13 protein-coding genes are annotated in these 14,089 nt (G+C 60.7%); 7 read left to right on the forward strand and 6 right to left on the reverse strand.

The features are described 5' to 3' along the window. Nucleotides 1–104 precede the first annotated feature (104 nt). Both CKW07_RS03535 and CKW07_RS03540 read right to left on the reverse strand, forming a co-directional pair. Nucleotides 105–1,217: a succinylglutamate desuccinylase/aspartoacylase family protein gene (locus tag CKW07_RS03535; protein ID WP_095143632.1), complete on the reverse strand. Its 1,113-nt coding sequence runs from the start codon at nucleotides 1,215–1,217 to the stop codon at nucleotides 105–107. Nucleotides 1,218–1,315: 98 nt separating this feature from the next. Next, nucleotides 1,316–2,095, reverse strand: coding sequence for an ABC transporter substrate-binding protein (locus CKW07_RS03540; RefSeq protein WP_095143633.1), 780 nt, complete (start codon nucleotides 2,093–2,095; stop codon nucleotides 1,316–1,318). A 280-nt stretch (nucleotides 2,096–2,375) separates the two neighbouring features. Here CKW07_RS03540 and CKW07_RS03545 point away from each other — a divergent pair, with 280 nt between their 5' ends. Further along, nucleotides 2,376–3,014, forward strand: a complete 639-nt coding sequence (locus CKW07_RS03545; protein WP_095144061.1) for a type 1 glutamine amidotransferase — start codon at nucleotides 2,376–2,378, stop codon at nucleotides 3,012–3,014. Nucleotides 3,015–3,096: 82 nt separating this feature from the next. Here CKW07_RS03545 and CKW07_RS03550 read toward each other — a convergent pair whose 3' ends face one another. Next, nucleotides 3,097–3,531 carry a rhodanese-like domain-containing protein gene (locus CKW07_RS03550; RefSeq protein ID WP_095143634.1) on the reverse strand — a complete coding sequence of 145 codons (435 nt, stop codon included), beginning with the start codon at nucleotides 3,529–3,531 and terminating at the stop codon, nucleotides 3,097–3,099. 100 nt (nucleotides 3,532–3,631) lie between these two features. Between CKW07_RS03550 and ftrA the strand changes: the two genes are divergently transcribed. Further along, nucleotides 3,632–4,609 (forward strand): transcriptional regulator FtrA, encoded by a 978-nt coding sequence (ftrA, locus tag CKW07_RS03555; RefSeq protein ID WP_095143635.1) that lies wholly within the window; start codon nucleotides 3,632–3,634, stop codon nucleotides 4,607–4,609. A gap of 82 nt (nucleotides 4,610–4,691) precedes the next feature. Here the strand turns inward: ftrA and CKW07_RS03560 are convergent, their stop codons facing one another. Further along, on the reverse strand, nucleotides 4,692–5,921 hold the full coding sequence (locus CKW07_RS03560; protein ID WP_095078923.1) for an acyl-CoA dehydrogenase: 1,230 nt from the start codon (nucleotides 5,919–5,921) through the stop codon (nucleotides 4,692–4,694). Between the two features lie 176 nt (nucleotides 5,922–6,097). On the opposite strand from CKW07_RS03560, the gene CKW07_RS03565 reads away from it, so the two are divergent. The 3 genes from CKW07_RS03565 to CKW07_RS03575 all read left to right on the forward strand — a co-directional run bounded on the left by CKW07_RS03565 (nucleotide 6,098) and on the right by CKW07_RS03575 (nucleotide 8,599). Next, nucleotides 6,098–7,027, forward strand: coding sequence for a LysR family transcriptional regulator (locus tag CKW07_RS03565; protein ID WP_095143636.1), 930 nt, complete (start codon nucleotides 6,098–6,100; stop codon nucleotides 7,025–7,027). A gap of 183 nt (nucleotides 7,028–7,210) precedes the next feature. Next, on the forward strand, nucleotides 7,211–7,612 hold the full coding sequence (locus CKW07_RS03570) for a MerR family DNA-binding transcriptional regulator (RefSeq protein WP_095078921.1): 402 nt from the start codon (nucleotides 7,211–7,213) through the stop codon (nucleotides 7,610–7,612). A gap of 87 nt (nucleotides 7,613–7,699) precedes the next feature. Further along, nucleotides 7,700–8,599, forward strand: a complete 900-nt coding sequence (locus CKW07_RS03575) for a hydroxymethylglutaryl-CoA lyase (RefSeq protein WP_095143637.1) — start codon at nucleotides 7,700–7,702, stop codon at nucleotides 8,597–8,599. Nucleotides 8,600–8,715: 116 nt separating this feature from the next. Here the strand turns inward: CKW07_RS03575 and CKW07_RS25605 are convergent, their stop codons facing one another. Both CKW07_RS25605 and CKW07_RS03585 read right to left on the reverse strand, forming a co-directional pair. Further along, on the reverse strand, nucleotides 8,716–9,222 hold the full coding sequence (locus tag CKW07_RS25605; RefSeq protein WP_256577018.1) for a hypothetical protein: 507 nt from the start codon (nucleotides 9,220–9,222) through the stop codon (nucleotides 8,716–8,718). Nucleotides 9,223–9,268: 46 nt separating this feature from the next. Beyond that, nucleotides 9,269–10,966 (reverse strand): AMP-binding protein, encoded by a 1,698-nt coding sequence (locus CKW07_RS03585; protein ID WP_095143638.1) that lies wholly within the window; start codon nucleotides 10,964–10,966, stop codon nucleotides 9,269–9,271. Between the two features lie 243 nt (nucleotides 10,967–11,209). Here CKW07_RS03585 and CKW07_RS03590 point away from each other — a divergent pair, with 243 nt between their 5' ends. Further along, nucleotides 11,210–12,373, forward strand: a complete 1,164-nt coding sequence (locus tag CKW07_RS03590; RefSeq protein WP_095143639.1) for an isovaleryl-CoA dehydrogenase — start codon at nucleotides 11,210–11,212, stop codon at nucleotides 12,371–12,373. 98 nt (nucleotides 12,374–12,471) lie between these two features. Then, nucleotides 12,472–14,076 carry a carboxyl transferase domain-containing protein gene (locus CKW07_RS03595; RefSeq protein WP_095143640.1) on the forward strand — a complete coding sequence of 535 codons (1,605 nt, stop codon included), beginning with the start codon at nucleotides 12,472–12,474 and terminating at the stop codon, nucleotides 14,074–14,076. Nucleotides 14,077–14,089 lie beyond the last annotated feature (13 nt).

Here is a 14,089-nt window from a genome sequence, read left to right on the forward strand (position 1 = left end):
CATAAGAGGCCGTAACCGCAGCAACGGATATGTACACCTGCAACAAAATGACTGGCTGTCAGGCAAGCCAGCTCGTGCAGCGGACTCCGCAAACAAAACCAGACTCAATCATTGGTCAACTTGCCCACCCGAATCACCTCCCGCCCCGCCACCTTCGCCTGCCAGATCCCCGGCTCCGTATAGCGCCCGCGATCCAGCGCAAACAACACCCCGCTGGTCCCGGCACACACCACGGACACCCGATCACTCAACGGATCGACCACCTCGAACAGCGCATCCCCCTGCTCGACCCACTCCCCGGCCTCGCGCAGAAAACTCACCACCCCATGATGGGGCGCAAACAGATACTCGGTACCGGCAAACGGCATCCCCTCACAGCAGGCTTGCGGTGCCGCCGGCCACTGCCCGGCAATGAACCCCTGCTCGGCCAGGAACCCCAGAATCGCCTCGCAATTGGCCTGTGCCTGATCAATCCGGGTGTCGCCCATGCTGCCCAACTCCAGGGTCGTCGCCAGGTTGGCCGGAGGAATGGCCGCCTCAGGAAACGCCCGGGCCAGCCGCAACCAGGGCGACGAACAGGACTCATCGAACGAACTGCCGCCAGAGTCTTCACACAGCAACGCAACGCCCGCCTTCAAGCGCGCCGCCAGCGACTGCCATTGCGGCCAGTGCTGCGGCAACGCATAGAGATGAATGGCGGCTTCAAAATCGCAGTGCAGGTCCAGGGTGATGTCGGCGTCACAGGCATGACGCAGCAGCAACCGGTGCATGGCCTCCAGCTGTGAAGCCGGCGCTGGCAAGCGGTCAAGTACCTGGCCCATGGTCTGCCGGATCAACGCCACGTTTGCCTCGGCGTCGCGACTCAATTGAGCGCCGATCAATTCACCGACCGGGCCGCTGAGCTCATGAAAAGCACGGTTGAAATTCTTGCCGCTGCCTAGTTCGAAACGCCCCATGTGAGCACTTTGCAGGTGCTGATCCAGGCCAATCGGGTTGGCCACCGGCACCAGTTCGATCACGCCCTTGAGCTGGCCCTGGGCTTCGAGTTCGCCAAGGCGTTTTTTCAGCTCCCAGGCCGTGCGCATGCCCGGCAACTCATCGGCGTGCAGGCTGGCCTGGATGTAGACCTTGCGCTCACCTGCGCCGAAACGAAACACGCTCAGGGTGCGCTCGGTGCCGAGGTGGCTCCAGGGCAGTGAATGGTCAATACGTTGCATGGGGGCTCCCAGGGGAAACAGGTCGGACAGGGTCACTCAAGTGGGCATAAAAAAAGTGGCCACCGCGTCAACGGTAGCCACCTTTTTGAACGGAGAAATTACTCGCCGTACACGTCAAAGTTGAAGTACTTGTCCTGCACTTGCTTGTACTTGCCATTGGCGCGGATTTCGGTGATGGCGGTGTTGAACTTGTCGGCCAGCGCCTGATCGCCTTTGCGCACGGCAATACCCGCGCCGCCGCCGAAGTACTTGGCGTCTTCATAGGTCGGGCCTACGAAGGCGAAGCCCTTGCCGGCGTCGGTTTTCAAGAAACCGTCGTCCAGATTGACCGAGTCTGCCAGCATCGCGTCGAGGCGACCGGCAACCATGTCCAGGTTGGCTTCCTGCTGCGAGCCGTAGCGCACCAGCACGATACCGGCCGGTTGCAGCACTTCGGTGGCGAAGCGGTCATGGGTACTGGCGCGCAGCACACCGACTTTCTTGCCCTTGAGTTCGGTCAGCGGGTCTTTGACCGCGGTGCCTTCCTTCATCACGAAGCGGGCCGGGGTGTGGTAGTACTTGATGGTGAAATCGACGTTCTTCTTGCGGTCGTCGGTGATGGTCATGGACGACAGGATCGCGTCGATTTTCTTGACCTTCAGCGCCGGGATCAGGCCATCGAACTCTTGCTCGACCCAGGTACATTTGACTTTCATCTGCTCACACAGCGCATCGCCGATGTCCACGTCAAAGCCTGAGAGTTTGCCCTCAGGCGTCTTGAACGAGAACGGTGGGTAGCCGGCTTCAATCCCCAGACGGATCGGCTTGGCATCGTCGGCCACAGCGGTCAGGGACAACATCGACAGTGCCAGGGCACCGAGCATCACTCGCTTTTTCATTTATAACTCCTGTGTGCGGAGACTCTTATTGGCAGCATTCGATGGATAGCTTGTGGCTAGTATTTATCGAAGTGGCCGGCAGTCTAGAGCTGCGCCCGGGAAGCGAATTATGTTGAAGCGACAAATTGTTATAAAAATAAGCAGAAGGTATGACAAGCCATAGTCCACTGCACCCGCACGCTGCAACGCCCTACAGAAACGCCGCGCTTTCGGTCAAGATGACGCAGCTGCCGACAGAACACTCCACCCGCCAACCGAGCGCCGCATCATGCCCGAGCACTTGACCTCGCTGAACCTGATCCAGCACCACCCCGCCGAAGGCCCGGGCGCGATTGACGACTGGGCCGAATCCCGAGGGCTGACCCTCAAGGTGTTTCGTGCCGACCTCGGTCAACTACCGTCGGAGAGTGCAGCACCGGTGATCATCCTGGGCGGGCCCTACGAATCCAATGCCGGCCCAGAGTGGCTGGCCGCAGAACGCCAGTGGCTGGCGGCCAGTATCGAGGCCGGAGCGCCGGTATTCGCCATTTGCCTGGGTGCGCAATTGCTGGCCCTGAGCCTGGGTGGCAGCGTGCGGCGAATGGCGGAACCGGAAACCGGCTGGACCCGCATCACGTTCGCCAATGGGCAACCCCTGACGGTCCTGGAATGGCATGAGGATGCTATCGATCTGCCGCCCAACGCCCACTTGCTGGCCAGCAGCGCCCGATGCGCGCAGCAAATGTACGCTGTCGGCCCGACCCGTGTGGGCGTGCAGTTTCATCCAGAATGGAACGCCGAGTCCGTCGCCTTGCTCAACGCCCATTTCGCGCAAGCATCACCACTGCCCCGGGACCAGGACGACAGTGCGGCCTACTGTCAGGTGTCCGACTGGTTGCACGTGACGCTGGATCAGTGGCACGCGGCGACCAAGGCTTGAGCGATTCCCCTGTGGCGAGAGCGCTTGCCCCCGCTCAAGCACCTGGCGTCGCAACCAACGCTCACCCAACACCCAGCAGTGATCAGCATTCACAACCGATCGCTGCACTGACCGGCCGCTCGATCGCACGGCTCAACTCGAAGCCTTCATCCAGCCACCCGGTCACCCCGCCGATCATTTCCTTGACCGGATACTCCAGCGCCGCGAGTTTCACCGCGGCCTTGTTGGCGCCATTGCAATGGGGGCCTGCGCAATACACCACGAACAACGTGCTTTTCGGGTACGCCGCCAGAACGTCCGCAGTGATCAAACGCCCCGGAATATTCAGGGCTCCCGGCACATGACCGCGCTCATAGGCGTGCGGGCCGCGCACATCCAGCAGGACGAAGTCCACTTCATCGGCCTGCTGGCTGGCAAACACGTCAGAACAGTCGGTTTCAAAGGTCAGGCGATTGCTGAAATGCATCAAGGCAACGGCTGAAGAAGCGGCAGGGACAGCGTTTACCAGACTGGTCATGGGTGTTCTCCAAAGCGGATATGGGTGTGAGAAGACTGTATCCAGATAGTCGTTGGCGCTACAGTGGCGCAAACGACACTCACAGGGAACTTTCCGCCAAATGCACAACGACCCCGGATTAGTCGCGATTCTGGCCTACGACGGGCTCTGTACCTTTGAGTTTGGAATTGCCGTGGAGATCTTCGGTCTGGCAAGGCCCGAGTTCGACTTCCCCTGGTACGAGCACTGCATCGTAGGTGTTGACCCGGGACCGATGCGCGCCACCGGCGGCATTCAGGTGCTGGCCGATGGCGGCATGGAACGGCTGGAAACGGCCCGGACCATCATCATCCCCGGCTGGCGCAACCGCAGTGAGCAGGTGCCGCAAGCCCTGCTGCAGGCGCTTCGCCAGGCCCATGCCCGGGGCGCACGGCTGCTGTCGATCTGCTCCGGGGTGTTTGTCCTCGCGGCCACCGGCCTGCTCGACGGGCGCAGCGCGACGACGCACTGGCGTTACACCCAGGAATTGGCCGAGCGCTTCCCCAATATTCTGGTGGACCCCGACGTTTTGTACGTGGATAGCGGCCAGTTGATCACCTCGGCCGGAAGCGCCGCGGGGATTGATGCGTGCCTGCATCTGGTGGCCAGGGACTTCGGTACTCAGGTCGCCAATTCGGTGGCCCGGCGGCTGGTGATGTCACCGCAACGCACCGGCGGTCAGGCGCAATTCATTCCCGCCCCCATCAGCCGTACGCCCCGCAGCGATCTGTCGCGGGTCATGCACTGGGCACGAGAGCGCCTGCATGAGCCCTTGGGTGTGCGTGAGCTGGCAAGCCAGGCGGCCATGAGCGAGCGCACTTTTCTACGACGCTTCAGTGAAGCGACCGGCGAGTCCCCCAAGTCCTGGTTGCAACAACAACGCCTGGCCCGGGCCCGGGAGCTGCTGGAAAGCAGTGCCCACCACACGGAATCGATCGCCCGGCAATGCGGCTACCGTTCCGTGGAGAGTTTTCGGGTGGCGTTTCGCACGGTGGTGGGACTGCCGCCCTCGGTGTATCGGGAGCGGTTTGGTCGCGAGGTGAACGCGCGGTCGGATTGATCGCCTTCGATTGAAAAACCGCACAGGCAATCACCCGCAACCACGCCAGACGGGTGGTGCGGGTGACCTGCCGCGCCGGGGCTTACTGCCCGCTGCGCAGCATGTCCTTGGGCACGTACTTGCCGATTTCAAACTTGCCGATCGCGGCGCGGTGCACTTCGTCCGGGCCGTCGGCCAGACGCAGGGTCCGTTGCATGGCGTACATGTAGGCCAACGGGAAATCGTTGGAAACTCCCGCGCCACCATGGATCTGGATCGCCCGGTCGATGACTTTCAAGGCGACGTTCGGTGCAACCACCTTGATCTGGGCAATTTCGCTTTTCGCCACTTTGTTGCCCACGGTGTCCATCATGTAGGCGGCCTTGAGGGTCAACAGTCGCGCCATGTCGATTTCCATCCGCGAGTCGGCAATCTTGTCGATGTTACCGCCCAGGCGAGCCAACGGCTTACCGAAGGCGGTGCGATTGACCGAGCGCTTGCACATCAACTCCAGTGCCCGCTCGGCCATGCCGATCGAACGCATGCAGTGGTGAATCCGGCCCGGGCCAAGGCGCCCCTGGGCAATTTCGAATCCGCGGCCCTCGCCCAGCAATACGTTCTCGTACGGCACCCGCACATTGTCGAACAGCACTTCAGCGTGACCGTGGGGGGCATCGTCGTAACCGAACACCGGCAACGGACGCAGGATTTTCACCCCGGGGGCGTCCACCGGCACCAGGATCATCGAATGCTGTTGGTGCCGTGGCGCGTCAGGGTTGCTCAGGCCCATGAAGATCAGGATCTTGCAGCGCGGGTCGCAGGCACCCGACGTCCACCACTTCTTGCCGTTGATCACCCACTCATCGCCATCGCGCTCGGCACGGGCGGCCATGTTGGTGGCATCGGAGGACGCTACGTCCGGCTCGGTCATGGCGAACGCCGAGCGAATCTCACCGCGTAATAGCGGCTCAAGCCAGCGCTGCTTTTGCTCTTCGTTGGCATAACGCACCAGCACTTCCATGTTGCCGGTGTCCGGTGCCGAGCAGTTGAACGGCTCGGGACCGAGCAACGAGCGACCCATGATTTCCGCCAATGGTGCGTATTCCAGGTTGGTCAGGCCGGCGCCGAGTTCCGACTCCGGTAAAAACAGGTTCCACAGGCCTTCGGCCTTGGCCTTGTTTTTCAACTCTTCCATGATCGCGGTCGGCTGCCAGCGATCGCCCTCGGCGACCTGGCGTTCAAACACCGCTTCGGCTGGATAAACGTAAGCATCCATGAACGCAGTCACGCGTTCACGCAATTCCTGAACCTTGGGCGAATAGGCAAAATCCATGGGCAGCTACCTTTTTTGACGAGGTGGTGGAGGCGTTGTTGAGGTCATGAATCGATGCTAGATCAGCGTTGATAATTTATCTAACCTATTCTCGGCGTGTATTAACATTCATCACCGATATATGATCGACTGATCGAGCCACCTGCTCCCATAACAAAAGCCAAGAGCCAAACGCTATGAATCTAAGCAAGGTCGACCTCAACCTGTTCATCGTCTTCGACGCGATCTATACCGAAGCCAACCTGACCCGTGCCGGGCAGATTGTCGGCATTACCCAGCCGGCGGTGTCAAACGCTCTGGCCCGCCTGCGCGAGACCTTCAACGACCCGCTTTTCGTGCGCACCGCCCAAGGCATGGTGCCCACGCCCATGGCGCAAAACATCATCGGCCCGGTGCGCAACGCCCTGTCGCTGCTGCGCGTCTCGGTCCAGGAAAGCCGGATTTTCAACCCGCTGCAGGCGGTCAAGACGTACCGCATCAGCATGACCGACCTCACGGAAGCGGTAATCCTGCCACCGCTGTTCCAGCGCCTGCGCCGCCTGGCACCGACCGTGATCATCGAGAGCTTCCTGTCCAAGCGCCGCGAGACCACCAAGGAACTGGCGGCCGGGCGCCTGGACTTTGCCGTCGACGCCCCGCTCAACACCGACCCGCAAGTGCGTCATGTCAAGCTGATGGAAGACCGTTACGTCTGCGCCATGCGCAAGGGCCACCCCATGGCGGGGAAAGAGAAGTTCAGCCTCGATGACTACCTGTCATTGACCCACATTCATATTTCCAGCCGGCGCAGCGGCCTGGGTTACGTTGACCTGGCCCTGGGCAAAATGGGCATCCAGCGCAAGATTGCCCTGCGTTCCCAGCATTACCTGATGGCCTCCCAGGTGTTACAACAAACCGACATGGTGATGACCGTACCGGAACGTTTCGCCCGTCGTCATGACCTGCAGTCCTTCCTGCTCCCGGTCAATGACGTGCCACCAGTGGAAACCCACCTCTACTGGCACGAAAGCACTGACCAGGACCCGGCCAACCGCTGGATGCGCGAGCAGATGATCGAGTTGTGCCAGCAGGTGACGGCCAATGAGAAGAAACTGGACAAGGTGTAATCGCGAGGGGGCAGCCTGACAGGTCCTGTCCTCGTTCATCGCAGGCGAGCGGTACGCCGCCCGGCCCTCTTCCACAGGTTCAATGCGATCCCCGCGGGGACGGGCTGGCCCGCGCAAACGCTGCTTGACGTTTACGTCAACCTGACATTAGTTTAGTCCCAAGTCCCTTTCTTGAGCGCGCCCATGAGCAGCCAGACCTACAGCATTTCCGACCTCGCCCGCGAACTCGACATCACCACCCGCGCCATTCGCTTTTACGAAGAACAAGGCTTGCTGAGCCCCGAGCGACGCGGTCAGGAGCGCATCTATTCGCCGCGGGACAAGGTCAGCCTGAAACTGATCCTGCGGGGCAAGCGCATCGGTTTTTCCCTGGCCGAATGCCGCGAACTGATCGAACTCTACGACCCCACCAGCGGTAACACCAAGCAATTGCACAGCATGCTGGCGAAAATCAGCGAACGCCGCGAACAGCTTGAACAGCAACTGCTGGACATCGAACAGATGAAGCTGGAGCTCGACACCGCCGAAGAGCGCTGTGTCCATGCGCTGGAGCAGACGATCAAGAACCAACAGGCCGTCCAGTAGAAACACTACGCCCAATGGGGAGCCGGGCTTGCTCACCCCCCCACAGGGATCTCCGAACACTCAGACAATGACAACAGGTCAACGCCCATGTCCCTCCCCTCCCATGTACGCCTGATCGAAGTCGGCCCGCGCGATGGCCTGCAGAATGAAGCCCAGCCCATCAGCGTCGCCGACAAGGTGCAATTGGTCGATGCGCTGAGCGCTGCCGGCCTCGGCTATATAGAAGTCGGCAGTTTCGTGTCACCCAAGTGGGTACCGCAAATGGCCGGCTCCGCCGAAGTGTTCGCACGGATCCAGCGCAAGCCCGGCGTGACCTACGGCGCCCTGGCCCCCAACCTGCGCGGATTCGAGGACGCGATGGCGGCCGGGGTCAAGGAAGTCGCGGTGTTCGCCGCCGCGTCCGAGGCATTCTCGCAGCGCAACATCAATTGCTCGATCAGTGAAAGCCTGGAGCGTTTCGTGCCGATCATGGACGCCGCCAGGCAGCATGGCGTCAGCGTGCGCGGTTACGTGTCCTGCGTACTCGGCTGCCCCTATGAAGGTGAAGTCGCGCCGGAGCAGGTGGCAATGGTCGCCCGCGAGCTGTATGCCATGGGCTGCTACGAAGTGTCCCTGGGCGACACCATCGGTACCGGTACCGCTGGCGCCACCCGCAAGATGTTTGAAGTGGTGTCCGCCGACGTGCCACGGGACAAGCTCGCCGGGCACTTCCACGACACCTATGGCCAGGCCATGGCGAACATCTACGCCAGCCTGCTGGAAGGGATCGCAGTATTTGACAGCTCCGTCGCCGGCCTGGGGGGCTGCCCCTACGCCAAGGGCGCCAGCGGTAACGTCGCCACGGAAGATGTGCTGTACCTGCTCAATGGCCTGGGCATCGAGACTGGCGTCGACATGGAGCAATTGCTGCTGGCCGGCCAGCAGATTTGCACCGTTCTGGGCCGCCCAACGGGTTCACGCGTGGCCAAGGCCCGTAGCGCACAATAATGTGTCGGGGGTGTGTTACCGCCCCGCAACAAAACGAGTAACACGGAAACAAACTGACCGAAAAAAATTTAGCGAATGAACCCGCCAAATTGTAAATCATTGATTTTAAAGGATTTTTAAAAGTTGGCACGGGTTCTGCTATCTCTATGGCATAACAAGAACAAAAAAAGCGGCAAACCTAATAAAAATAAGACGTAACGACTCTGACATAACAAAAACAACACGGCAGAGACGCAGCTAACAGATTTTTTTGGAGAAGGTGTGCTTTCAGGGTGCTGCATGCAGTCACCCGCAACCGGGCAGAGAACAATAAAACTACCTTCAGGTAGCTCCCGAACTGGTTGGATCGCTTGGCGAAAAAGCAGATCAGCGCTCAAAAAAATACGTTTGCTCTTGACCCCGCATGGGGGTCGCACAAAACAGCGGTAAAGGGTCACGGTTGCCAAAAACAACAACAGACCGCCCCTTAATAATAAAAAAAGAGCATGCAGCAATAAATTAAAGGGGAGCTTCGGCTCCCCTTTGTGCTGTCTGGTGTTCAGGTTTTCCACCGACCTCGCGCAGATTCCGCTTGCTCGCGATGAACTCAATAGCGCCGCGCTTATCCAGAAAGCACGCGTCATCGTTAACGTCCATCGCGAGCACGCTCGCTCCTACACAAGAATGTGGTTATCCCTTGCTGGCTTTCAACTCCTCGATACTGACCTCGCGCATCTTGAATTTCTGGATCTTGCCGGTCACGGTCATCGGGAATTCATCGACAAACTTGAAGTAACGCGGCGTCTTGAAGTGCGCGATGCGCTCCTTGCACCAGGCTTGCAGCTCCTGCTCGCTGGCGGTATGGCCAGGGTGGAGCTTGATCCAGGCCACAATCTCCTCGCCATACTTCTCGCACGGAATACCGATCACCTGCACATCCGCCACCGCCGGATGGGTGAAGAAAAACTCTTCCAGCTCACGCGGGTAAATGTTTTCACCGCCGCGAATGATCATGTCCTTGTTGCGCCCGGCGATGCACACGTAACCCTCTTCATTCATGGTCGCTAGGTCGCCGGTGTGCATCCAACCGGCCTGGTCGATGGCATCGGCCGTGCCCTGCGGGTTGTTCCAGTAACCGAGCATCACGCTGTAGCCACGGGTGCAGAGCTCGCCGATGGTACCGCGCGGGACTAGGTTGCCCGCCTCATCGATGATTTTGCTTTCCAGTTGCGGCTGTGTGCGACCGACGGTGGTCACCCGCAGTTCCAGCTCGTCTGAAGGACCGGTCTGCAATGACACCGGGCTGGTTTCAGTCATGCCGTAGGCAATCTGCACTTCACTCATGTGCATTTCGTTGATGACCCGTCGCATCACTTCGATCGGGCAGGTCGCCCCGGCCATGATCCCGGTGCGCAGCGTCGACAGGTCAAACTCAGCACGTCGTGGCTGATCGAGCATGGCGATGAACATGGTGGGCACGCCGTACAACCCGGTGGCGCTTTCCTGGGCCACGGTCTCGAGCGTCAGCAATGGATCGAATGCGTCATTGGGGTAAATCATGGTGGTGCCATGGGTGATGCAACCCAGGTTGCCCATGACCATGCCGAAGCAGTGATACAACGGCACCGGAATCACTAGGCGGTCGTGCTCGGTCAGCCCCAGGCTTTCACCGACCATGTAACCGTTATTCAGAATATTGTAGTGACTGAGGGTCGCGCCCTTGGGGAACCCGGTCGTGCCGGAGGTGTACTGAATGTTCACCGCCTGGTCGAAATGCAGGCTGTTCTGCCGCGCCTTGAGTTGTTCCACCGGAACGCCGGCGCCCAGATCCGCCAGTTGCGACCATGGCAGGAAACCGGACGGTGGCTGCGGGTCGAGGCTGATCACACCGCGCAGATCCGGCAGGCGCTCAGACTGCAACTGACCGATGGCGTGCTCGGCCAACTCCGGCGCCAGCCCCTGCAGCATCGCGTGGTAATCGGAGGTCTTGAACGAACCGGCGCACACCAGCCACTGACAGCCGGACTGCTTGAGCACATACTCAAGTTCCGAGCTGCGGTAGGCCGGGTTGATGTTGACCAGAATCACCCCGATTTTTGCGCTGGCAAATTGGCTGATGCACCACTGCGCGCAGTTCGGCGCCCAAATGCCCAGGCGGTCCCCCGCCTGCAGGCCCAGCGCCAACATCGCCCTGGCGTGCAGCTCGACGGCATGCGCCAACTGCGTCCAGGTGTAGCGCAATTGCTGATGACGCACGACCAGCGCTTCGCCCCGTGGGTACTTGGCGACCGTGTTGTCGAACGCCTGGCCAATGGTCATCGCCAGCAAGGCTTTGTCCTGCGAACCGCGGCTGTAGCTGTGCTGTGGGTGAGCACTGTGTTGATCCATGACGACCCCTATATTGTCTTTTTTGTAGGAGCGAAGCCTGTCGGTGAATGAGCGTGTTTTCTCACCCCCCAAAGCGACGCTGGTCTTTCAGAACTGCCCCTACTCTCGCTCAAGTTGACGTTAACGTAAAGGGCGATTGACAGCCATTCGTCACAGGTTTACGTTAACGTAAAGGTGACAGTCGACTCGGCACGATTCACAGGCCGATTCTCCATTGATAAAAACAAGTGTGAAGGTGCCCCCATGAGCTATCCGACCCTGAACTTTGCCCTCGGCGAAACCATCGACATGCTGCGTGACCAGGTCCGCGCATTCGTCGCCAAAGAGATCACACCGCGAGCCGCACAGATCGATATCGATAACCTGTTCCCGGCGGACCTGTGGCGCAAGTTCGGCGACATGGGCCTGCTGGGGATCACCGTGCCGGAAGAATACGGTGGTGCCGGCCTGGGCTACCTGGCCCACGTCGTGGCCATGGAAGAAATCAGCCGCGGTTCGGCCTCTGTCGCCTTGTCCTACGGCGCCCACTCCAACCTCTGCGTCAACCAGATCAACCGCAACGGCACCCATGAGCAGAAGGCCAAGTACCTGCCCAAGCTGATCAGTGGCGAACACATCGGCGCCTTGGCCATGAGCGAACCCAATGCCGGTTCCGATGTGGTCTCGATGAAGCTGCGCGCCGACAAGCGTGGCGACCACTACGTGCTCAACGGCAGCAAGACCTGGATCACCAACGGTCCGGACGCCAACACCTATGTGATCTACGCCAAGACCGACCTGGAGAAGGGCCCGCACGGCATCACCGCGTTTATCGTCGAGCGCGACTGGAAAGGCTTCAGCCGCAGCAACAAGTTCGACAAGCTCGGCATGCGGGGTTCCAACACCTGCGAGCTGTTCTTCGACGACGTTGAAGTCCCGGAAGAAAACATCCTGGGCGTGCTCAACGGTGGCGTGAAAGTACTGATGAGCGGCCTCGACTACGAGCGCGTGGTGCTCTCCGGCGGCCCTACCGGGATCATGCAAGCGTGCATGGACCTGATTGTTCCGTACATCCACGACCGCAAGCAGTTCGGCCAAAGCATCGGTGAATTCCAGCTGATCCAGGGCAAGGTCGCCGACATGTACACCCAGCTCAACGCCAGCCGCGCCTACCTGTATGCCGTGGCCCAGGCCTGCGAGCGTGGTGAAACCGCCCGCAAGGACGCTGCCGGCGTGATCCTCTACAGCGCCGAACGCGCCACGCAAATGGCCCTCGACGCGATCCAGATCCTGGGGGGTAACGGTTACATCAACGAGTTCCCCGCTGGCCGTCTGCTGCGTGACGCCAAGCTGTATGAAATCGGCGCGGGCACCAGTGAGATCCGTCGCATGCTCATCGGCCGCGAACTGTTCAACGAAACGAAATAAATTTCGTCAGCGGCAAGCGTCAAGCTGCAAGAGGACTGCGCTCTTGCTTCTGACTTGTAGCTTGTAGCTTGAAACTTGAAGCTGCTACGGAGTAGCCCATGATTTTGCACACCCAGCTCAATCCCCGTTCGGCGGAGTTCGCCAGCAACAGCGCGGCAATGCTTGCCCAGGTCGATGCGCTGCACACCCTGCTCGCCCAGGTCCAGCAAGGCGGTGGCGCCAAGGCCCAGGAACGGCACACCTCGCGGGGCAAACTGCTGCCCCGCGAGCGGATCAACCGCTTGCTCGATCCGGGTTCGCCCTTCCTGGAAATCAGCCAGCTGGCCGCGTATGAAGTCTATGGCGAAGAGGTTCCGGCCGCCGGGGTGATCGCCGGCATCGGCCGGGTCGAGGGCGTCGAATGCATGATCGTCGCCAACGATGCCACGGTCAAAGGCGGCTCGTACTACCCGCTGACGGTGAAAAAACACCTGCGCGCCCAGACCATTGCCCAGCAGAATCGCTTGCCGTGCATCTATCTGGTGGACTCCGGTGGCGCCAACCTGCCCCGTCAGGATGAAGTCTTTCCGGACCGCGAACACTTCGGGCGAATCTTCTTCAACCAGGCCAACATGAGCGCCATGGGCATCCCGCAGATCGCGGTGGTCATGGGCTCGTGCACCGCGGGCGGCGCCTATGTGCCGGCCATGGCCGACGAAGCGATCATGGTGCGCGAGCAGGCCACTATTTTCCTCGCCGGCCCACCGCTGGTGAAGGCCGCCACCGGCGAAGTGGTCAGTGCCGAAGACCTGGGCGGTGCCGATGTGCATTGCAAGATTTCCGGAGTGGCCGACCACTACGCCGACAGCGATGAACACGCCCTCGCGCTGGCCCGACGCAGCGTTGCCAACCTCAACTGGCGCAAACTCGGTGAGCTGCAGCAGCGCGCGCCGATTGCCCCGCTGTTCGCCAGCGACGAGCTGTACGGCGTGGTCCCGGCCGACGCCAAGCAACCCTTCGATGTGCGCGAAGTGATCGCACGCCTGGTGGATGGTTCGGTGTTCGACGAATTCAAGGCGCTGTTTGGCACCACACTGGTCTGTGGTTTCGCCCATCTGCACGGCTATCCCATCGCGATACTCGCCAACAACGGCATCCTCTTCGCCGAGGCCGCGCAAAAAGGCGCGCACTTCATCGAACTGGCCTGCCAGCGCGGGATTCCCCTGCTGTTCCTGCAAAACATCACCGGCTTCATGGTCGGCCAGAAATACGAGGCCGGCGGTATCGCCAAGCACGGCGCCAAGCTGGTGACCGCCGTGGCGTGCGCCAAGGTGCCAAAATTCACCGTGATCATCGGTGGCAGCTTCGGTGCCGGTAACTACGGTATGTGCGGCCGGGCCTACGACCCGCGCTTCCTGTGGATGTGGCCGAACGCACGTATTGGCGTGATGGGCGCCGAACAGGCCGCCGGCGTGCTGGTGCAGGTCAAGCGCGAACAGGCCGAGCGCGGCGGACACCCTTTCAGTGCCGCGCAGGAAGCCGAGATCAAGCAACCGATCCTCGACCAGTATGAAGAACAGGGCCACCCCTACTACTCCAGCGCTCGCTTGTGGGATGACGGCGTCATCGACCCGGCGCAAACCCGCGACGTGCTGGCGCTGGCGTTGTCCGCCTCGCTGAACGCCCCTATCGAACCGAGCCGCTTCGGCGTGTTCCGGATGTGATCTGGAGAAAACC

Source organism: Pseudomonas sp. Irchel s3b6, assembly GCF_900187415.1.
Classification (GTDB): Bacteria; Pseudomonadota; Gammaproteobacteria; order Pseudomonadales; family Pseudomonadaceae; genus Aquipseudomonas.

Coding starts and splice junctions, on each gene's coding strand:
- CKW07_RS03575 (WP_095143637.1), top strand. CDS start 7,700: ATGTCCCTCCCCTCCCATGTACGCCTGATCGAAGTCGGCCCGCGCGAT.
- CKW07_RS03565 (WP_095143636.1), top strand. CDS start 6,098: ATGAATCTAAGCAAGGTCGACCTCAACCTGTTCATCGTCTTCGACGCG.
- ftrA (WP_095143635.1), top strand. CDS start 3,632: ATGCACAACGACCCCGGATTAGTCGCGATTCTGGCCTACGACGGGCTC.
- CKW07_RS03585 (WP_095143638.1), bottom strand. CDS start 10,966: ATGGATCAACACAGTGCTCACCCACAGCACAGCTACAGCCGCGGTTCG.
- CKW07_RS03570 (WP_095078921.1), top strand. CDS start 7,211: ATGAGCAGCCAGACCTACAGCATTTCCGACCTCGCCCGCGAACTCGAC.
- CKW07_RS03550 (WP_095143634.1), bottom strand. CDS start 3,531: ATGACCAGTCTGGTAAACGCTGTCCCTGCCGCTTCTTCAGCCGTTGCC.
- CKW07_RS25605 (WP_256577018.1), bottom strand. CDS start 9,222: ATGACGCGTGCTTTCTGGATAAGCGCGGCGCTATTGAGTTCATCGCGA.
- CKW07_RS03540 (WP_095143633.1), bottom strand. CDS start 2,095: ATGAAAAAGCGAGTGATGCTCGGTGCCCTGGCACTGTCGATGTTGTCC.
- CKW07_RS03535 (WP_095143632.1), bottom strand. CDS start 1,217: ATGCAACGTATTGACCATTCACTGCCCTGGAGCCACCTCGGCACCGAG.
- CKW07_RS03560 (WP_095078923.1), bottom strand. CDS start 5,921: ATGGATTTTGCCTATTCGCCCAAGGTTCAGGAATTGCGTGAACGCGTG.
- CKW07_RS03595 (WP_095143640.1), top strand. CDS start 12,472: ATGATTTTGCACACCCAGCTCAATCCCCGTTCGGCGGAGTTCGCCAGC.
- CKW07_RS03590 (WP_095143639.1), top strand. CDS start 11,210: ATGAGCTATCCGACCCTGAACTTTGCCCTCGGCGAAACCATCGACATG.